Origin of the sequence: Mycobacterium zoologicum, assembly GCF_020181635.2 — a bacterium.
GTDB classification, from domain to species: Bacteria; Actinomycetota; Actinomycetes; order Mycobacteriales; family Mycobacteriaceae; genus Mycobacterium; species Mycobacterium zoologicum.
Genome location: NZ_JAYJJS010000014.1, coordinates 72,318 through 92,400, shown reverse-complemented (window position 1 = coordinate 92,400; position 20,083 = coordinate 72,318). Strand labels below are relative to the sequence as shown.

At 67.6% G+C, this 20,083-nt stretch carries 15 protein-coding genes and 1 riboswitch; of the genes, 3 read left to right on the top strand and 12 right to left on the bottom strand.

Translation table 11 applies throughout. From position 1 onward, the window contains the following. Positions 1-15: 15 nt before the first annotated feature. Entirely contained in the window at positions 16-2,202 is a 2,187-nt protein-coding gene (locus K6T84_RS13205; protein ID WP_224865589.1) for a malate synthase G, read from the top strand. Between the two features lie 8 nt (positions 2,203-2,210). Continuing rightward, on the top strand, positions 2,211-4,292 hold the full coding sequence (locus tag K6T84_RS13200) for a vWA domain-containing protein (protein ID WP_225399537.1): 2,082 nt from the start codon (positions 2,211-2,213) through the stop codon (positions 4,290-4,292). Positions 4,293-4,298: 6 nt separating this feature from the next. On the opposite strand, the gene K6T84_RS13195 is transcribed toward K6T84_RS13200, so the two are convergent. The 12 genes from K6T84_RS13195 to secA2 all read right to left on the bottom strand — a co-directional run bounded on the left by K6T84_RS13195 (position 4,299) and on the right by secA2 (position 18,060). Further along, positions 4,299-6,566: a hypothetical protein gene (locus K6T84_RS13195; RefSeq protein ID WP_224865587.1), complete on the bottom strand. Its 2,268-nt coding sequence runs from the start codon at positions 6,564-6,566 to the stop codon at positions 4,299-4,301. Between the two features lie 108 nt (positions 6,567-6,674). Beyond that, positions 6,675-9,530 (bottom strand): aminomethyl-transferring glycine dehydrogenase, encoded by a 2,856-nt coding sequence (gene gcvP / locus K6T84_RS13190; protein WP_224865586.1) that lies wholly within the window; start codon positions 9,528-9,530, stop codon positions 6,675-6,677. Between the two features lie 139 nt (positions 9,531-9,669). Further along, a riboswitch (glycine riboswitch) is annotated at positions 9,670-9,767 on the bottom strand. Positions 9,768-9,879: 112 nt separating this feature from the next. After that, positions 9,880-10,521, bottom strand: a complete 642-nt coding sequence (locus K6T84_RS13185) for a MerR family transcriptional regulator (RefSeq protein ID WP_408065910.1) — start codon at positions 10,519-10,521, stop codon at positions 9,880-9,882. Between the two features lie 232 nt (positions 10,522-10,753). Then, positions 10,754-11,248: a bifunctional nuclease family protein gene (locus K6T84_RS13180; RefSeq protein ID WP_224865585.1), complete on the bottom strand. Its 495-nt coding sequence runs from the start codon at positions 11,246-11,248 to the stop codon at positions 10,754-10,756. Positions 11,249-11,309: 61 nt separating this feature from the next. Continuing rightward, positions 11,310-12,047 (bottom strand): transcriptional regulator FtsR, encoded by a 738-nt coding sequence (ftsR, locus tag K6T84_RS13175; RefSeq protein ID WP_224865584.1) that lies wholly within the window; start codon positions 12,045-12,047, stop codon positions 11,310-11,312. Further along, the gene (gene garA, locus K6T84_RS13170) at positions 12,047-12,532 is read right to left on the bottom strand and encodes a glycogen accumulation regulator GarA (protein ID WP_224865583.1); all 486 of its coding nucleotides are present in this window, start codon (positions 12,530-12,532) and stop codon (positions 12,047-12,049) included. The genes ftsR and garA overlap by 1 nt, the downstream gene beginning before the upstream one ends. Positions 12,533-12,709: 177 nt before the next feature. After that, positions 12,710-13,105: a glycine cleavage system protein GcvH gene (gene gcvH / locus K6T84_RS13165; RefSeq protein ID WP_224865582.1), complete on the bottom strand. Its 396-nt coding sequence runs from the start codon at positions 13,103-13,105 to the stop codon at positions 12,710-12,712. 28 nt (positions 13,106-13,133) lie between these two features. Beyond that, positions 13,134-13,859 carry a DUF881 domain-containing protein gene (locus K6T84_RS13160; protein ID WP_224865581.1) on the bottom strand — a complete coding sequence of 242 codons (726 nt, stop codon included), beginning with the start codon at positions 13,857-13,859 and terminating at the stop codon, positions 13,134-13,136. Then, complete coding sequence (locus K6T84_RS13155; RefSeq protein ID WP_224865580.1) at positions 13,852-14,184, bottom strand: small basic family protein; 333 nt, start codon at positions 14,182-14,184, stop codon at positions 13,852-13,854. The genes K6T84_RS13160 and K6T84_RS13155 overlap by 8 nt, the downstream gene beginning before the upstream one ends. Next, a complete protein-coding gene (locus K6T84_RS13150) occupies positions 14,181-15,101 on the bottom strand; it encodes a DUF881 domain-containing protein (RefSeq protein ID WP_408066107.1) in 921 nt (306 codons plus the stop codon). Before K6T84_RS13150 ends, K6T84_RS13155 begins: the two co-directional genes overlap by 4 nt. Next, positions 15,094-15,696 carry a CDP-alcohol phosphatidyltransferase family protein gene (locus tag K6T84_RS13145; RefSeq protein ID WP_224865579.1) on the bottom strand — a complete coding sequence of 201 codons (603 nt, stop codon included), beginning with the start codon at positions 15,694-15,696 and terminating at the stop codon, positions 15,094-15,096. Before K6T84_RS13145 ends, K6T84_RS13150 begins: the two co-directional genes overlap by 8 nt. A gap of 9 nt (positions 15,697-15,705) precedes the next feature. Beyond that, positions 15,706-18,060, bottom strand: coding sequence for an accessory Sec system translocase SecA2 (secA2, locus tag K6T84_RS13140; RefSeq protein WP_224865578.1), 2,355 nt, complete (start codon positions 18,058-18,060; stop codon positions 15,706-15,708). Between the two features lie 71 nt (positions 18,061-18,131). Here secA2 and K6T84_RS13135 point away from each other — a divergent pair, with 71 nt between their 5' ends. Then, complete coding sequence (locus tag K6T84_RS13135; protein WP_224865776.1) at positions 18,132-20,066, top strand: ABC transporter ATP-binding protein/permease; 1,935 nt, start codon at positions 18,132-18,134, stop codon at positions 20,064-20,066. Positions 20,067-20,083: the final 17 nt, after the last annotated feature.

The following is a 20,083-nucleotide window of genomic DNA, read 5'->3' as shown; positions in this document are numbered from 1 at the left end:
ACAAGGGAGGAAAACATGGCGGACCGGGTGGCGGTGGGCAATCTGCGGGTGGCCCGCGTGCTCTACGACTTCATCACCGACGAAGCGTTGCCGGGAACCGGCGTGGACCCGGACACCTTCTGGGCCGGCGTGGACAAGGTCGTCACCGATCTGGCTCCCAAGAACGCCGAACTGTTGGCCCGTCGTGACGAGCTGCAGGCGCAGATCGACAAGTGGCACCGGCACCGGGTGATCGAGCCCCTGGACACCGAGGCCTACCACGCCTTTCTCACCGAGATCGGCTACCTGGTGCCCGAGCCGGCGGAATTCGCCGTGACCACCTCCGGTGTCGACGACGAGATCGCGGTGCAGGCCGGGCCGCAACTGGTGGTGCCGGTGCTCAACGCCCGGTTCGCACTCAACGCCGCCAATGCCCGGTGGGGGTCGCTCTACGACGCGCTGTACGGCACCGACGTGATCAGCGAGGACGACGGCGCCGAGAAGGGTTCCGGTTACAACCCGGTGCGCGGCGATCTGGTGATCGCCTATGCCCGCCGGTTCCTCGACGACTCCGTGCCGCTGGCCAACGGCGCCTGGACCGAGGTCAAGAGCCTGACCATCGAAGACGGCGCGCTGGTGGTCACCCTGGGCGACGGCCTGACGACCACGGTCGCCGCACCGGCGGAGTTCGTCGGCTACACCGGCGACGCCGGGTCGCCGTCGGCGGTCCTGCTGGCCCACCACGGCCTGCACCTGGAGATCGTGATCGACCCGAGCTCACCGATCGGGTCCACCGACGCCGCCGGCATCAAGGACGTGGTGCTCGAGTCGGCGGTCACCACGATCATGGACTTCGAGGACTCGGTGGCCGCGGTCGACGCCGACGACAAGGTGCTCGGTTACCGCAACTGGCTCGGTCTGAACCGCGGTGATCTGTCCGAAGAGGTTCGCAAGGGCGACAAGACGTTCACCCGCACCCTGGCCGCCGACCGTGAGTTCACCGCTCCTGACGGGGGCACGCTCACCCTGCCGGGCCGCAGTCTGATGTTCGTTCGCAATGTGGGCCACCTGATGACCAATGACGCGATCCTGGACTCCGAGGATCGCGAAGTGCCCGAAGGAATTCAGGACGCCCTGTTCACCGGGCTGATCGGCATGCACGGGCTGCGCGCCTCCGACGACACCGGGCCACTGGTCAACAGTCGCACCGGATCGATCTACATCGTCAAGCCCAAGATGCACGGTCCCGACGAGGTCGCCTTCACCGGCGAGCTGTTCGGCCGGGTCGAAGAGGTCCTGGGCCTGCCCCCGGCCACCCTCAAGGTCGGCATCATGGACGAGGAGCGCCGCACCACCGTCAACCTGCGGTCGTGCATCAAGGCCGCCTCCGACCGGGTGGCGTTCATCAACACCGGCTTCCTGGACCGCACCGGCGATGAGATCCACACCTCGATGGAGGCCGGGCCGATGGTCCGCAAGGCCACCATGAAGTCCCAGCCGTGGATCCTGGCCTACGAGGACAACAACGTCGATGCGGGCCTGGCGACCGGGCTTCCCGGTCACGCCCAGATCGGCAAGGGCATGTGGGCGATGACCGATCTGATGGCCGACATGGTCACCCAGAAGATCGGCCACCCGCGGGCCGGTGCCAGCACCGCGTGGGTTCCCTCGCCCACCGCCGCCACGCTGCACGCGATGCACTACCACCAGGTCGATGTGTCGAAGGTGCAGCAGGAGCTGGCCGGAAAGCGCCGCGCGACAATCGATGCGCTGTTGACCATCCCGCTGTCGGAGGGCCTGGCCTGGGCGCCCGACGAGATCCGCGAGGAGGTCGACAACAACTGTCAGTCGATTCTCGGCTACGTGGTGCGCTGGATCGATCAGGGCGTGGGCTGCTCCAAGGTCCCCGATATTCACGATGTCGCACTGATGGAAGACCGTGCCACGCTGCGGATCTCGTCGCAGCTGCTGGCGAACTGGCTGCGGCACGGGGTGATCACCTCCGACGACGTGCAGTCCAGCCTGGAGCGGATGGCCCCGGCGGTGGACCGGCAGAACGCCGGTGACCCCGAATACCTGCCGATGGCACCGGATTTCGATTCCAGCATCGCGTTCGCCGCGGCACGCGAGTTGATCCTGTCGGGTACCACCCAGCCCAACGGCTACACCGAGCCGATCCTGCACCGGCGCCGTCGTGAGTTCAAGGCCCGAGCGGGTATCTGAGTCCGACCGTGGGTAGACACAGTTTCCCCGGCCCGGACGATTCCGACGACGAGCTGCCGCAGCGTGAACTCTTCGGTGACGGCGACCCGGACGACGACGACTACGTCGACGACTATCAGGACGCGTTCTACGACGATTCGCAGTATGACGATGCGCGCTATGACGAGGCACGTTATGACGATTCGCTGTATGACGACGATGCCGGGTTCGACGACGCCGATCCCGCCCAGTACATGCGTCGTAGCACTGAACCCGATGAAGAGTCGCGTTACCGCACCGGGCCTTTCGCGGCAGTAGGCGGTGCCGAGGCCGCGCTGCCCGAACGGGAGGAGTCGCGCGGCGGCCACCGCGACCTCGAACTGTGGCGCCGTCATCGCAACAACAACGGACGCCGTGGCGTCAGCGTCGGCGTGGTCGCCGCACTGGTCACGGTGATCGTCCTGGTGGGCACGGTGATCCTGTGGCGCTTCTTCGGCAACTCGTTGTCGCATCGCTCCGCCGACGCGGCCGGAAACTGCGCTCATGGCGATGTGACGGTCGCGGTCGTCGCCGACCCGTCGATCGCAGATCACCTGCAGGGCTTCGCCGACCGCTTCAACAAGACTGCGAAACCGGTGGGAGACCGCTGCGTCTCGGTTCAGGTCAAGCCGGTGGATTCCGATGCCGTGGTGGCCGGGTTCATCGGCGACTGGCCGGCGCAGCTGGGCCAGCGCCCTGCGCTGTGGGTGCCGGGCAGCTCGGTTTCGGCGGCCCGGTTGCAGGCCTCGGCCGGCGCGGAGACCGTCAGCGACAGTCGTTCCCTGGTGACGTCGCCGGTGCTGCTGGCGATCCGGCCCGAACTGAACACCGCACTGCAGCGGCAGAACTGGGCTGGCCTGCCCGATCTGCAGGCCGATCCGGACGGATTGGGCCGGCTCGGTCTCGCCGGCTGGGGGTCGCTGCGGTTGGCGCTGCCGATCGGCGGCAACGGGGATGCCGCTTTCCTGGCCGGGGAGGCTGTGGCCGCTGCCACCGCCCCCAAGGGCGCCCCCGTCACCGAGGGGGCCGGGGCGGTGCGCAATCTGGTCGCAGCGCAGCCGAAGCTGGCCGACAACTCACTGGCCGAGGCACTCAACGTCCTTCTGCGTCAAGGAGATCCGGCCGGGGCACCGGTACACGCGGTGGTGAGCACCGAGCAGCAGTTGTTCACTCGGGGCCAGTCGCTGTCGGATGCGTCGAGCATGCTCACCTCCTGGTTGCCACCCGGGCCCGCGGCTGTCGCCGACTACCCCACCGTCTTGCTCGCCGGCTCGTGGCTGTCCCAGGAGCAGGTCAGTGCCGCCAGCGAGTTCGCCCGGTTCGCCCGCAAACCCGACCAGTTGGCCGACCTGGCCAAGGCCGGATTCCGCGTCGAAGGCGTCACACCGCCGACCAGCGACGTCACGGGATTCCCTGCGATTTCGGACATCTTGGCAGTGGGCGACGACGAGACGCGGGCCACGCTGGCCAATGCACTGTCCACGCTGCCGGGCCGTTCGGCGGTGAACCTGATGCTCGATCAGTCCATGACCACCGACGAGGGCGGCAAGACCCGGTTGGCGCACGTCATCGCGGCCCTGGATCAGCGGATCAAGGCGCTGCCGCCGAACGCCACCGTGGGTCTGTGGACCTTCGACGGCACGGAGGGTCGCAACGTGGTCACCGCCGGCCCGCTGGACGACCAGGTGAACGGCACCGCACGGGTGGAGACGCTGACCAGTGAACTCGACGCGCTGAGCTCGACCTCCGGCGGCGCGGTTTCGTTCACCACGCTGCGCCTGGTCTACAACCAGGCGCTGTCCGGATATGTTGCCGGGCAGGCTAATTCGGTGCTGGTTATCACTGCCGGGCCGCACACCGACCGCACCCTGGACGGCGCCGGGCTGCAGGAGTTCATCCGGTCGAACACCGACCCGCAGCGCCCGGTCGCCGTCAACGTCATCGACTTCGGCGCCGACACCGACCGGGCCACCTGGCAGGCGGTGGCTCAACTGTCCGGCGGCACCTACCAGAACCTGCGGGGGGCGAACTCCCCCGAGCTGGCCGGTGCGCTGAACAAGCTGCTGAGCTGAGCCGGCTCAGCTGCCGAGCGCGTCCAGGATCTGCTGCGGGATCACCTCGAACAGCTCGCTGATCATGCCGCCGAACGAGCCGACGCCGATGTTCGCCAGGTCGAGGTTGCCCAGGCCCAGGTCGTTGAGCAGGTCACCGAGGTTCAGGTTCGACAGGTCACCGACCAGGTCGCCGAGGTTCAGCGGCAGGTTGTCCAGCCCCAGACCGTTGATCAGGCCACCCAGATCCAGGCCGTTGAGCAGGCCGGTGATGTCGATACCGCCCAGGCCCAGCCCGCTCAGCAGACCGCTCAGCGAGAGGTCACCGGTCGAGGCCGGGAAGCCCAGCGCCTCCAGCACTCCACCGACCGTCAGGTCCTGACCCGGCACGATGCCCAGGTCGCCGAGCAGACCACCGAGGGTGAGGCTGTCCGGCGACAGACCCAGGTCGGTCAACAGGCCGCCGATCGTCACGCCGCTGCCGTCCAGGCCCAGATCACTGAGCAGGCCATCGACGGTCAGCCCATTCGATCCCAGATGCAGCGCGCTGAGCAGATCGCCAACTGTCAAGGCGTTCCCCGACAAGCCCAGGGCGTTGAGCAGCGCACCGACCGTCGTGCCGGACGAACCCAGATCGCCCAACAATGCGCCGAGGGACAAATTGTTGCCCGACAGGCCCAGGTCACCCAGCAGGGCACCGAGGGACAAGCTGTTACCCGACAAGCCCAGATCACTGAGCAGGCTGCCGAGCGACAACCCGGTCGGCGTAATGCCCAGCGAGCCGAACAGGCTGCTCAGCAGGCCGCCGACGGTCGGAGTGACGAGGTTCAGGCCAGGGATTAGAGCAAGAGCCGTCGTCACGGCGCCGATCACACTGGTTATCCCGCCGGCCGGCACGCCGAACGCCGCCAGCACCGCGCCCAACGCATCGGTCAACAAGGTGAGCGGTGTACCCGGTATCGCCGTCGAGCCGAGACCGATCGCGCTGAGCAGGGCATTCGGATCCAACAGGGTCGACGTATCGATACCCGCCGCACCCAGTAGCTGCGTCGGCGTCAACGTCGCGGTCGTGTCGATGCCCAATAGCCCCATCAGCTGGGTCGGCGTCAACACAGTGCTCGAGTCAAGGCCTATCGCACTGAGCAGCGTGCTGGGCGTCACCGCGCCACCGGTGTCCAGACCCAGCACGCCCAGCAGCTGATCCGGTGTCAGTGAAGTCGTGTTGATGTTCGCCGCGTCCAGCAGTTGCTCCAGCGACACCGAATCACCGGCGGTAAGGCCCAACGTGCTCAGCAGACCGTCCAGCATGCCCGATGACAACGGGTCTCCGGAGTTCAGTCCGACCAGTCCCAGCAGGTTGGCGGGCGACAGCAGCGTCGTCGGGTCGATACCGAACGCACTCAGCACACTGGCAAGCGACAGGCTGTTCAGATCGACCCCGGTGTCCAGGCCCAGTCCGTTCAGGACGTCGGTCAGCCCGAAGCTGCCCAACCCGAGGTTGCCCAGACCCAGGAAACCCAACAGCCCGCCCAGGCTGGAAATGCCGAGGCCGTCCTTGAGCAGATCGCCCAGCCCGTCACCGCTGATCCCCAGCTCGTCGAGCAGCCCACCCAGGGTCAGCGTGCCCAGCCCCAGCTGGTCCAGCAGTGCGTTCACGTCGAGGTTGCTCAGATCCAGGTTGCCCAGACCGAGGGCGTCCAGCAGCTGGGTCAGGTTGAGGTTGACCTCGAGGTTCTGCACCGGGGCGAGCACGCCGTTGAGCACCGGGATGTTGATGATGCCACCGAGCAGGCTGACATTCTGCGCCCCGTTGAGGTAGGCGTCGGCGATCGTAGCCGGGGCGCTGAACAGCCCGGTCCAGTTTCCGCTGGCCATGTCCGCCGCGGCGTTGCTGATCGCCTGGGAGGTCAGCGCCTGCGCGCCCATGCTGGCGATCGCCATTTCGAGCCCCGGCGGCAGCTGCACCGTGACCGTCGCCGGCAGGTCGGTGACATCGGTGGTGATGGTCGGGGTGATGGAGGTGAACGCACTGATCACCCCGAACGGGTCGGTGAACAGTTTGCCGAAGACCTGCGAGATCGCCGTCCAGTCGGTGTTGGAGTTGATGCTGTTCACGTTGGCCATGGTGTGGGTGAACAGATCTGACCAGGCATCGGTCAGCTGGACCGCATGGAACTGGGCGGCGGCGACGGCCGGCGGCGGAGTCACCGGCGCGACCGGGGTGACGGCGATGATGCTGGCGCCCGCTACGGCGATTCCGGCAGTCAGGTAGGGACGAAGCGTGAGTTGCAGCATGACCACTCCTTTGTGAACTGCGCCACATTATGGATAAGGTCACCATAAGCCGAAATCCCGTTTTAAATGAGATTTAGCTGATCTTCGAGCGTTCCCGCTCGGCGCCGCTTAGGCGAAGGCCTCCACCGGTGGGCATGAGCACACCAGATTGCGGTCGCCGAACGCGCCGTCGATCCGGCGCACCGGCGGCCACACCTTCGGCCGGAAGCCCAGGCCCAGCGGATAGGCGGCCTGCTCGCGGGTGTAGGGGTGCTCCCACTTGTCCACCATCAGGCACTCCGCGGTGTGCGGGGCCCCGCGCAGCGGATTGTCCTCAACGGTCCACTCCCCGGCGGCGACCCGATCGATCTCACCGCGGATCGCGATCATCGCCTCGCAGAACGCGTCCACCTCGGACAGGCTCTCACTCTCGGTCGGCTCCACCATCAGGGTCCCGGCCACCGGGAAGCTCATCGTCGGCGCATGGAAACCGTAGTCGGCCAACCTCTTTGCCACATCGTCGACGGTCACACCGGTGGCCTTGGTGATCTCCCGCAAGTCCAGGATGCACTCGTGGGCGACCATCCCGTTCTCGCCGGTGTAGAGCACCGGGTAGTACTCGTCGAGTCGGCGGGCAATGTAGTTCGCCGAGGCGATTGCGGTCAGCGATGCCGATCGCAGACCATCGGCGCCCATCATCCTGATGTAGGCCCAGGTGATCGGCAGGATCGACGCCGACCCGTAAGGGGCCGCCGAAACCGGACGCCCGCCAGGCAGTTCGGCGGCCAACGGGTGCCCGGGCAGAAATTCGGCCAGGTGCGCTCGCACCGCCACCGGACCGACCCCCGGACCACCTCCACCGTGCGGAATGCAGAAGGTCTTGTGCAGGTTCAGATGGCTGACGTCGCCACCGAACTTGCCCGGCCGGGCCAGGCCGACCAGTGCGTTGAGGTTGGCACCGTCGACGTAGACCTGACCGCCGGCATCGTGGACGGCGGCGCAGATCTCGGCGATGTCGTGTTCGTACACCCCGTGGGTGGACGGGTAGGTGATCATCAACGCCGACAGGTTCGCGGCGTGTTCGGCGATCTTGGCGCGCAGGTCATCCAGATCCACGTCGCCGTTCTCGCGGCAGCCGATCACCACCACCCGCATCCCGGCAAGCGCGGCCGAGGCGGCGTTGGTGCCGTGCGCGCTGGACGGAATCAGACAGATATCGCGGTGCGTCTCACCGCGTTTGGCGTGATAGGCGTGGATCGCCAGCAGACCGGCATATTCGCCCTGCGACCCGGCATTCGGTTGCAGCGACACCGCGTCATAGCCGGTGATCCCGGCCAGCCAGGACTCCAGTTGGGCGATCAGCCGGCGCAACCCGGCGGCATCGTCAGCCGGGGCGAAGGGATGCTGCTGCGCGAATTCCGGCCAGGTGATGGACTCCATCTCGGCTGCGGCGTTGAGCTTCATCGTGCAGGAGCCCAGCGGAATCATGCTGCGGTCCAAGGCGATGTCCTTGTCCGACAACGTGCGCAGATATCGCATCATCTCGGTCTCGGTGCGATACCGGGTGAACGCCGGGTGCGTGAGGAACTCCGAGGTGCGGGTGAGGATGCGCGCATCCGCCGGCTCGCGCCCCGAGATCTCCGGGTCAGCCACCCCGAAGGCCTCGATCACCGCGGCCACGTGGCCGTCGGTGGTGGCCTCGTCGCAGGCCACCGAGACGTGGTCTGCGTCGACGCGCCACAGATTGATGCCGGCTGCCTTGGCCGCCGCGACGACCTCGTCGGCGCGTCCGGGGACCCGGGCCAGCACCGTGTCGAAGTACGTGTCGTGCACCAGCGCATCGCCCAGCGCCGCGGCGATCTTCGCAGCCTGACGGTGCACCCTCCGAGCGATCGCGGTCAGGCCGTCGGCACCGTGGTAGCTCGCGTACATCGCGGCCATCACCGCCAGCAGCACCTGCGCGGTGCAGATGTTCGACGTCGCCTTGTCGCGGCGGATGTGCTGTTCGCGGGTCTGCAGCGCCAGCCGGAACGCCGGCGAACCGTCGGCGTCCACCGACATCCCGACCAGCCGGCCCGGCAACTGGCGGGCCTGCTTGGCCTGCACCGCAAGGTAACCGGCGTGCGGACCGCCGAAGCCCATCGGCACCCCGAAGCGCTGGGCGCTGCCGAATGCGACGTCGGCGCCGATCTCCCCGGGCGGGGTGATCACGGTCAGCGCCAACAGGTCGGCGCCGACGGCCACCATTGCGCCGCGCTCATGGGCCGCTGCGATAAGCCCGGACCAGTCGGTGACGCGGCCGGAGGCCCCGGGCAGCTGGGTGATCACGCCGAAGAAGTCGCCGTCGGGCAGGCCGTCGCGCAGGTCGGCGGTGACGATCTCGATCCCCAGCGGTTCGGCCCGGGTCGCCAGCACCGCGGCGGTCTGGGTGAACAGGTCGGTGTCCACCACCAGCCGGTTCGGCTTGCCGCGCACCGCACGATGCATCAACGTCATGGCCTCGGCGGCGGCAGTGCCCTCGTCGAGCATGGACGCATTGGCGATCTCGCACCCGGTCAGGTCGGCGACCATGGTCTGGAAGTTCAGCAGCGCCTCCAGCCGGCCCTGACTGATCTCGGGCTGATACGGCGTGTAGGCGGTGTACCAGGCCGGGTTCTGCATGATGTTGCGCAGCAACACCGGCGGGGTGAGCGTGTCGTAGTAGCCCTGGCCGATCATCGACACCGCGACGGTGCTGGCATCGGCGAGTTCACGCAGTTCGGCCAGCGCCTCGTGTTCGGTCGCCGCCGGGGGCAGCCCCGCCAGTCCCGGGGCGGTGCCGTCGGAACTCAACGCGTCGAGGATGGTCGCCGGCACGGCGCGCGCCGCCAGCTCATCGAGCGATTCGACTCCGATCACGCCGAGCATCGTGCTGATCGCCGAGCGGTCCGGGCCGATGTGGCGTTCGGTGAAGGGGCGGGGGCCAAAAGCGGTGGTGTCGGGCACGGGAGACTCCTGCGGGGTAACGGGCACCTACGGTCGGCCCTCCCCCTCTGTCTTCACCCGCGCCGGGCGCCTGAGAGTTTCGGCCCGCAGGCCTTTCCCCATCGGCGGGTGCTCTTGGCACCACTTTCCAGAGGCATCAATGCCCCGGGCGGTCCTTGGGCCTGAGAGGTTGACGGAGAGGTATTGCTCCTTCGGCGCCCGTGGCTGGCTGCCACGAGACTCTCCCGCTGCGGGTGCGATGCGTCGCTCAGTCTACCGAGGCACCGGGCCCCGGCGCGAACGTGCAGAGTTGTACGCCGACGCGCAGCGTGAACCATACATTTGCGCACGCTCGCGGTCGGGGCGGGAGCTAACCGGTCTTGCGGTCGCGGAACTTGCGGCGACTGGCCAGCTCGTCCTCCGGCGCCGCGATCGACTCGCCGCCGTCGGCACGCTCCCCGGGGAAGTCGGCAATGACGCCGGTCAGCTCGCGCATCGCACCGGACACCGCGATGCCGAACACGCCCTGGCCGCCCTGGAGCAGGTCGACGACCTCTTCGGCCGAGGTGCACTCATAGACGGTGGTGCCGTCGGAGAACAGGGTGATGTTGGCCAGGTCCTGCACGCCACGCTCCCGCAGGTGGTCGACGGCGATCCGGATGTTGTGCAGCGAGATGCCGGTGTCGAGCAGGCGCTTGACGATCTTGAGCACCAGGATGTCTTTGAACGAGTACAGCCGCTGACTGCCGGATCCGGCCGCGCCCCGAATCGACGGCACCACCAGGGAGGTGCGGGCCCAGTAGTCGAGCTGGCGGTAGGTGATACCGGCGATCTGGCAGGCACTGGGTCCGCGGTAGCCGATGAGTTCGTCGGGGACCGAGTCGTCGGGGAACAGTCCGGCCTGCACCGGTTCACCGCCGGCGGGAGTCTGCACCGGGGTCTCGACATCGCTCGGCTGACCGGCTTTGCCAGGACCGAAGTCCAGCTGTCCCTGTCCCGGTTGCTCACCCACGGTGCTTCCTCTCGCCGATCGCGCTCGTTGCCACTGACTGGCCGGTGGCCGCGTTTGCTCTTGCCCGAGTTGGTCGTGAGCATACGCCGCGGCGGACCGCCCTGCAGTTGTTCCCGTCGTGGTCTCAAGTATGGGCCCGGATTTTGTGCGTCCGGCCTCCCAGTGGGCGTGTCGTGGTGACCACTCTTCAGATGAGACTCATCCGTGACGGGGCTGAGGCCGCCGCGCCGGGTCAGGTTGCTTTGAAATCGTCCGGCGACACGCTATCGAGGAACTCCTTGAACTTCTCCACCTCGTCCTCGCGCACCGCGCCGGAACTCTCGTCATCGTTCTCATCGGGGATCAGCAGCCCGGCCTCGGCCAGCACCGATTCTTCGACGTAGATCGGGACCCCGACCCGCAGTGCGATCGCCACCGAATCCGACGGCCGGGCCGACACCGTGATGTCGCGGTCGAAGATCAGGTCGGCGTAGAACGTACCTTCCTGCAGGTCGACGATACGAACTTCCTTCAGCGAATGCCCGAGTGCCGCAATGAGATCACGAATCAGGTCGTGCGTCAGGGGACGGGCCGGCTCCACACCCTGCTGCTCGAGTGCGATAGCGGCGGCCTCGGCCTGCCCGATCCAGATCGGGAGGTAACGGTCGCCATCGGATTCACGCAACAGCAGTACCGGCTGGTTCTGCGGCTGCTCGACGCGAATGCCGACCACGCGAACTTCACCCATCTCCAGCCAGCCCTCCGCATGTGCTTGATGTACCACGCCCCGCCGAGCCGAAGTCTAGTCCTCAGCCGTGCAGAACGTCGTGTACCGCCGACTTGAGCAAGGCGGTGTGCAGGGCGATCGCCAGTGCTGCGACCTCACGGGCCAGGTCGTCGGCCCGGTCGCGCGCACCGGCCTTGCCGCCCTTGACCATCGGCCCGGCGATCTGAGCGATCAGATCGGCCTGCCGGTCGGCCGCCGATCGGAACGCCCGAAGGTGGCGCGGCTCCACGCCGTAGTCGGCCAGCCCCCGCGCGCACTGAACGATGACCACCGCGTGCTCGTCGAAGAAGCCACCCGGTCCTGCCACGATCACCCCGGATCGGGTCAGCGATACCAGCAGAGCCTCGTCGGCACCGGAACGTTCCAGCAGATCCTCACGACTCAGGCGCACCTGCCGCGGCGGCATCGGCCCCGGCCGCTCATCTCCGGCGGACTGGCCGGCCGCTGTCACCAGGCGTGGCGCCGGATACGGTGAGGCGGGCGCCGGTAGCGTCCCGTCCTCTTCGGCGTCCAGTCGCGCCTTGATCACCTTCAGCGGCAGGTACTGGTCGCGCTGCGCAGTCAGCACGAAGCGCAACCGCGCACAGTCATAGGCACTGAACCGGCGATAGCCCGACGCCGCGCGCTGCGGCGTGACCAGCCCCTCGGTCTCCAGGAATCGAATCTTGGAGATCGTGACATCGGGAAAATCCGGCCGAAGCAGATCCAGCACCGCTCCGATCGACATCCCGGTCAGTTCAGGGCTGTCAGGCGCGGTCACTAGCTTCCCGGCCCGGCCTCAGCATCACCGGACGTCGGGCCGGTCAGGAACACCAGGCGGAACTTGCCGACCTGAACTTCGTCGCCGTTGACCAGAACCGCAGAATCGACCGGCTCCCGGTTGACGTAGGTGCCGTTGAGGCTGCCGACGTCGACGACCTGAAACTCGTTGCCCTCCAACCGGAACTCGGCATGGCGACGGCTGACGGTGACGTCGTCGAGGAAAATGTCACTGTCAGGGTGCCGGCCAGCCGCGGTCACCGACCGGTCGAGCAGAAAACGCGACCCGGCGTTGGGACCCCGCTTGACGACCAGCAGCGCCGACCCAGCGGGCAGCCCCTCGACTCCCGAGGACAACCCTTCGCCACCGGCCTGCGCGGGGGCGTCAAGTTCACTCAGGAAGTCGGCGCGAAACACCGAGGTGGTCTCCACCGTTACCTCGTCGCCGAGCTGGTCCTGCCCCTTGTCCGAGTCCTTCTCCGTCACCCGCTACTCCTCACTGGCCGCTGTCGTGCTGGCTGGTCACATATCCGCCGGGGATCCGCCGCGGGACAGCCCGCGATCGTTGAGTCGACCGTACCGTGCAGCGGTCGATAATGTCCCCGCACGGTGGGATCGTGTCCGGTGAATCCCGGCGCATCCCGGCAGGCACGGTAGCAATCGTCACTCGGCCAGCGTCGCGCGGTAGGCGTCGGGGGTCAGCAGCCCGGAAAGGCTCTCGTCCAACGCGTCGCTCGTCGCCGCAAGCTCCACCAGCCAGCCGGCGCCGTAGGGGTCGGAGTTGACCAGCTGAGGGCCGCCGTCCAGATCGGCGTTGACCGCGGTCACCTTCGCCGAGATCGGTGCATACAGGTCGGAGACCGACTTGGTCGACTCCACCTCGCCGAAAGCATCCCCCGCGGTCACCTCGGTACCCACGTCGGGCAGTTGCACGAAAACCACGTCGCCCAGCGCCGACTGGGCGAAATCGGTGATGCCGACGCGGACGGTGTCCTCACCGGTGCGCCGAACCCACTCGTGCTCGGCGGTGTAGTAGAGGTCGGACGGAACGTCACTCACGGTGATCGTGCTCCTTGCGCTGTCGGGTTCACTTGACGGGTTGAGCGTATTGGCGCGGTTTCGGTTGCCGCAACACGGTCACCTCCACATGGTCGGTCTGCTGCACCGCCATCACCCCACCGAGGCGCCGCACGCTGTCGACGGCGCCGCCGGGAATGTTCATCGCGGCGGCAAGGGTGGGGGGATCCCCAATCGCCAGAACCGAATACGGCGGGGTCAGCGCCGTCCCGTCGAACTCCAACGCGCCGGGGCTGCCGGCCACCCATGAGTCCACTCCGATCCGCACCGCCTGGGTGCCGTCGCGGACCTCCATCGCCTCGGCTCCCGCCGCCCGGAGCTCGTTGATCACGTCGAGCATGGTCTCGGCGGCGACGCCACGGGCCGCATCCTCGACGGTGACCACCACCCCCGGCCCGACGGCACCGACGGTGCCGATCATGATCGCCAAAGCGGCCAGCCGGGCCTGGGCGTTCTCGATGGCAGCCTGATCGCTGCTGCCGGACTCCTGCAATGCGTTGAGGGTCTGCTGCAGATCGGCCACCTCGGTGTTGAGCACGGCTTCGCGTTGGCGCAGCGAGTCCAGCAGCACCAGCAGGTCGGCGGGCCGGGCGGTCTCCAGCGCGTCGCCCGAATCGGTCTGGCGCACCTGGGTGGCGATCGCCACCCCCAGCAGCAGGCACAGCAGCATCCCCAACACACCGAACAGCGGTCCGGAACGGGTGTCGGAATCCTTGGGGTCCTTGGCGTCAGGCACCGAACAGTTTCCTCCGCAACGCCGCGGCGTTGCCGAAGATGCGGATCCCGAGGACCACGATGATCGCGGTGGACAGCTGGGTCCCCACCCCCAACTGGTCGCCGACGAAGACGATCAGCGCGGCGACCAGGACGTTGAACGTGAACGACACCACGAACACCTTCGCGTCGAAGATCCGCTCCAGGTAGGCGCGCAGGCCGCCGAACACCGCGTCCAGGGCGGCCACCACGGCGATCGGCAGATAGGGCGCGATCACCTCGGGAACGCTGGGATGCAACACCAGGCCCAGCACGATGCCGGCGACCAGCGCGGCGATCCCGATCATCGACCACTCATTCCGTGCTCCCCCATCTGTTGGGCATAGCGGACATCACGCACCGCGCCGGCGGGCAGGGTCAGGTCTGCCGCACTGCGACCGTCGACCCGCACCTCCACGCGATAGGACATCTCCAGCAGGCGCAGCCGATACAGCCCGGGGCTGCGGTCGAACGCGTCGCGCAGGTGTTGCGGTGCTCCGATGGCACGCACCGAGTAGGGGCTGCTGATCGGCTTGTTGTCGACCAGTATGGCCCCGCCGGCCTGCCGGATCGTCACGTTGGGACCGATGCGGATGTCGCCGACCGAGATCGCCTCGGCGCCACTGGCCCACAGTGAGTTGACCACCAGCTGCAGATCCCGGTCCAAGATGATCTGCCGGCTGCCCGACACCCGCTGCTTGGAGGCATCCGAGAGATTGCGCCCCACCCCGGGTTCGGTCACGGTGACCAGCAGGCCCGGCCCGGTGACCGAGGTGCTGGCCCCCTCCAGGCTCAGTTGGTCGAGGCCGGCCAGCAACCGTCGTCCCTCGGCGTCGTCGGCCAGCCGGTGGCGGCGCAAGTCGTCGACGTGATCGGTCAGTTCGTCGCGTTTGTCGGTCAGACGGCTGGTGGTGCTTTCGGCCGACCGCACGTTGCTGGCCAGTACCTGCCGGGCGTCTCGCACCCCGGGCTCGGTGGATCGGGCCTGGGTGACCGCAACCGCGAACACCGCGGCCACCAACAACGCCGCCAGCGCCTCCCACATCCATCTCGCCGCCCGGCCGGAGGGCGGGCCGACCGCTGCGGCATAGCCGGGATCAAGGTGTTCGGACAGCAGTGAGCGCAGCAGCGACGGCACCGCGAAGGTCTCGGGCCGGCCGCTCTCATCCGGACTCCTGCCTCGGCCGGAGTCATAACCGCTCAGCGCGAAGAACGGCTCAGACACCGGCGGCCTTGGGCATCGTGCGGACCACCAGCGCCGCCTGAACCACGTACAGCACGAACGCCCACAGGTACATGGCCAGGCCCCAGATCAGGAAGGCCCAGCCGACCGACCCCACCACCCGGCTCCACAATTGCGGCCACTGCCCCAGCAGGATCAACGGAAACGCCGACATCAGCGCGAATGTGCCCGCCTTACCGATGTAGGTAACCGGCAGCGCGGTCAGTCCCCGGCTGCGCAGCGCCGGCAACACCGCGACCAGCAACAGATCGCGGGCCAGCAACACGCCGATGATCCACCACGGCACCAGACCGCGCAGCGCGAAGGAGACCGGGACGGCCACCATGTAGAGCCGGTCGATCGCCGGGTCCAGCAGGGCGCCCAGCGTCGAGGACTGGTCCAACAGCCGGGCCAGTTTGCCGTCGACCCAGTCCGACGCGCCGCTGAGCATCAGGGTCGCCACCGCCGGACCGTCCGCACGCGCGACCAGCAGCAGATAGAGGAAAACCCCGATCAGCCCGAGGCGCGCCAGGCTGATGACATTGGGCACGGTGAGCACCCGGTCATGGTTTCGATCGGACCCGGACCCGGCAGCCATGCCGCCGCCTTAGCGGAAGATCCCGGGAAGACTCAGCGCGTCCATCGTGTCGTCGCTGAGCGGGTTGTCGCGGACCATGTAGGTCCACGTCGAAGTGGGCCGCGCCAGCTTGGACAGGTCGATCCCCGGCTCCGACTCGATCGAGTCCGAGGTCTCCAGGGTCTGCTGAGCCGCCTCGATCGCGTCGGCGGCAAGCGAGGCGAACGCGTCCAACGCCATTCGGTGGAACTCGTCGAGGGGGTTCTGCCGGCCCAGGGCCCTCAGGTGGATGCTCTCCCGGATGTCGGCCAGGAACGCCAGGTGATCGGCCCAGCCCCGGTCGAGGTGGTAGAGCATGATCAGCCGGCAGATCTTCTCCAACTTGGCCTCGGCTCCCTCACCGAGCTGCTCGACCAGTTCGGCGTAGCGCTGCGGGGCCAGCTCGGCGAGTTCGTCGCGGGCCGCCTGGGTCGACAGCAGCGTGTTGCGTCGCTCCACGATGATCGCCCGCTGCTGCGCGATCAGCTGGTTGTACCGCCAGGTGTTGGCGTGGATGTCGAGCAGCTTGCCCTCGGCGATGCGCTGCGCGTGGTCGAGCATCCCGGAGGCCTTCGGGCTCAGGATCCGACCGTCTTCATCGGTCTCCAGCGGCAGCTTGTTGGCTTCCAGGTTGGTCGCCACGACTTCGTCCTCCCAGCTGGAGAAGAACACCGACGACCCCGGGTCGCCCTGGCGGCCGGCGCGTCCACGCAGCTGGTTGTCCAGGCGCTCGGTGTGCTGACGCCCGGTGCCGATCACGTGCAGCCCGCCGAGTTCGACGATCCGGTCGTGGTCCGCCTCTTCCGAGCCGCCCAGCCGGATGTCGGTGCCGCGGCCGGCCATCTGGGTGGACACCGTGACCACGCCGAGCTTGCCCGCCTCGGCGATCACCGTGGCCTCCTCGGCGTCGTTCTTGGCGTTGAGCACCACCGCGGGCACCCCGCGCTTACGCAACCGCTCGTAGAGTTCCTCGGACTCGGCGACATCGTGGGTACCGACCAGCACCGGCTGGCCCGTCTCGTGCACCGCCACAATGTGTTCGAGGATGGCGTCGTTCTTGGCCGCGGCGGTGATGTAGACCCGATCGGTCTCGTCCTCGCGGACGTTGGGCATGTTCGGCGCGATCGGCGAGACCCCGAGCTGGTAGAACTGGCGCAGCTGCTCACCGGCCGCCAGTGCCGTGCCGGTCATGCCACACACGGTGGGATACCGGTTGACCAGGGCCTGGACCGTGATGGTGTCGAGCACCTCACCGGTCTCGGTGGTCTCGATGCCCTCCTTGGCCTCCACCGCGGCCTGCAGACCGTCCGGCCAGCGCTGCAGGGCGGCGATCCGGCCCCGCGAGGCGTTGATCAACTGCACTTTGCCGTCGCGGACGATGTAGTGCACGTCGCGCTGCAGCATCACGTGGGCGTGCAGCGCGACGTTGACCTCGGTCAGCGTGGACACCACGTGCTCCTCGGAGTACAGGTCGATCCCGCCGAGGGCCTTCTCCACCTTGCGCGCACCGACCTCGGTGAGATGGATGTTGCGCCGGTCCTCGTCGGAGTCGTAGTCCACTCCGGGAGTGAGCCGCCCGACCAGCTCGACGATCTCCATCCGGGGAGTCTCCCGGTGGGTGGTGCCGGCCAGCACCAACGGCACCAGGGCCTCGTCGACGAGCACCGAGTCGGCTTCGTCGATGAGCGCCACGTCCGGATTGGGCGAGACCAGGTCCTCGACATCGGTGACCAGCTGGTCACGCAGGACGTCGAAGCCGATCTCGTTGACCGACGCGTAGGTGACGTCGCACTTGTAGGCCGCCCGGCGGTCGGCGGAACTGGAGTCGGCGGTGATCCAGCCGACCGTCACGCCCATCGCGGCCAGCAGCGGCCCCATCCATTCGGCGTCGCGGCGGGCCAGGTAGTCGTTGATCGTGACGACGTGTACGTGACGCCCGCCGATGGCGTAGCCGGCGGCGGCGATCGCACCGGACAACGTCTTGCCCTCACCGGTGGCCATCTCGACGACGTCGCCGGCCAGCATCCGCAGCGCGCCCTGCAACTGAACATCGAAGGGGCGCATCCCGATGCTGCGTTCGGCGGCCTCGCGGGCGATCGCCAGGAACTGCGGGATGTCGGAGGCTTCCGCCAGCTCCTTGAGCTTGAGCAGCTGCGCGGCCTTGCGCAGCTGCTCGTCGTCGAGGCCGGCAGCCTTCTTCGCGAAGTCGCCCGCGGCGGTGACCTCTGCCAGTGAGCGACTCTGGTTCTTCTCGGTGCTGGCGCCCAGCAGTTTCCAGAACTTGCCGCTCAGCCGGCCCGACTTGGCACGCGTGGTTCCAGAGACGATTTTGGAGGTGTTAGCCACAGCACAACCGTACGCGGTGACTGCGGTAGGTTTCGCACGGGGATTTCGGCGATCGCATAGGAGACATGGCAGTGGACTCAAAGCTGTTCAAGCCCTCCGTCGAGTGGGCGCACGCACTGCCCGATTCGCTGTTGTGGATCGCGATGGCCTGGACCATCAGCGCGGTGTGCGTGGTGGGTGTGGTAGCGCTGCTGCGGGTGAGCACCCGCTGGGGGCGGCAGTTCTGGGAGATCACCGGCGCCTACTTCACCGGCCGCGACAGCCTGCGGGTCTGGCTGATGCTGGGCGTGTTGCTGCTCTCGGTCATCACCGCGGTTCGGCTCAACGTCCTGTTCAGTTACCAGGGCAATGACATGTACTCGTCTCTGCAGACCGCCTTCCAGGGCGCGGCCAGCGGTGACGAGGCAGTGAAATCCTCAGGCGTGCATGGGTTCTGGATGTCGATCGGGATCTTCAGCCTGATGGCGGTAATGCATGTGATGCGCGTCATGCTTGATATCTACCTGACTCAGCACTTCATGGTGAACTGGCGTATCTGGCTGACCGAGCGGCTCACCGGCGACTGGCTGGACGGTCGGGCCTACTACCGCGCCCACTTCGTGCGGACACCGCTGGACCCGATCATCGGCGAGGCCGTCGAAGGCGCGATCGACAACCCCGACCAGCGCATCCAGCAGGACATCGACATCTTCACCGCCGGCAACGGCGCCAACCCGAATGCGCCGGCCAACGGAACAGGCAGCACCCTGCTGTTCGGCGCCGTCCAGTCGATGGTGACGGTGGTCTCGTTCACCGCCATCCTGTGGAACCTGTCCGGCACGCTCACCGTGCTCGGAGTCGACATCCCCCGGGCGATGTTCCTGATCGTTCTGGTCTACGTCACGATCGCCACCGTCGTCGCGTTCTGGATCGGCCGGCCGCTGATCCGGCTGAGCTTCCGCAACGAGCTGACCAACGCGGCCTTCCGGTATGCGTTGGTGCGGGTGCGCGACGCCGCCGAGTCCGTGGCCTTCTACCGGGGCGAGGTCGCCGAACGAATGCAGTTGCGCGCCCGCTTCACCGGGATCATCGACAACTATCTGAAGTTCGTGAACCGGACCATCGGGTTCGCCGGCTGGAACCTGTCGGTGAGCCAGGCGATCGTGCCGCTGCCCTGGGTGATTCAGGCACCCCGACTGTTCTCCGGCCAGATCATGTTCGGCGGGGTGGCGCAGACGGCCTCCGCCTTCGGCAACATCTCGGACTCACTGTCGTTCTTCCGCAACGCCTACGACAACTTCGCCGGCTACCGCGCCTCGATCATCCGTCTGCACGGGCTGATCGAGGTCGACCGCCAGGCCCGCGAACTGCCGGAGCTGCTGGTCAAGCCCAGCCCGGCGGGCACCGTCGAGATCGAAGGCGTCGAGGTGCGTACCCCGGCGGGTGACCCGCTGATCGAGGCGCTCGACGTCCATCTGGCCGTCGGCGACGCGCTGATGATCTCCGGTCCGTCGGGCTGCGGAAAAACGACGCTGCTGCGCAGCCTGGCGCAGCTGTGGCCCTACGCATCCGGGACGCTGCGCCGCCCGGATGATGAGCACGCAACGATGTTCATCTCGCAGCTGCCCTACATCCCGCTCGGGGACCTGCGCACCGTCGTGGCGTATCCTCTTGCCCCCGAGGAGATTTCCGATATCGCGTTCGCTGACGCGCTGAACAAGGTGGCACTGCCGAACCTGCTTGAGCGGCTCGACGAGGTCGAGGACTGGGCCAAGGTGCTCTCCCCGGGCGAGCAGCAGCGGGTCGCGTTCGCCCGGCTGCTGTTGACCCGGCCCAAGGCCGCGTTCCTCGACGAGTCGACCTCAGCGCTCGACGAGGGTCTGGAGCTGGCCCTGTATCGCCTGCTGCGCAGCGAACTTCCCGACACCATCCTGGTCAGCGTCAGCCACCGCCACACCGTGCGGCAGCACCACAAGCAGGTGCTGGAGCTGCAGGGCCAGGGCCGCTGGGAGCTGACCCCGGTTTAACCTCCGCGACCGTGCAG

Coding starts and splice junctions, on each gene's coding strand:
- K6T84_RS13205 (WP_224865589.1), top strand. CDS start 16: ATGGCGGACCGGGTGGCGGTGGGCAATCTGCGGGTGGCCCGCGTGCTC.
- K6T84_RS13195 (WP_224865587.1), bottom strand. CDS start 6,566: ATGCTGCAACTCACGCTTCGTCCCTACCTGACTGCCGGAATCGCCGTA.
- K6T84_RS13180 (WP_224865585.1), bottom strand. CDS start 11,248: ATGGGTGAAGTTCGCGTGGTCGGCATTCGCGTCGAGCAGCCGCAGAAC.
- K6T84_RS13155 (WP_224865580.1), bottom strand. CDS start 14,184: ATGATCGGGATCGCCGCGCTGGTCGCCGGCATCGTGCTGGGCCTGGTG.
- K6T84_RS13145 (WP_224865579.1), bottom strand. CDS start 15,696: ATGGCTGCCGGGTCCGGGTCCGATCGAAACCATGACCGGGTGCTCACC.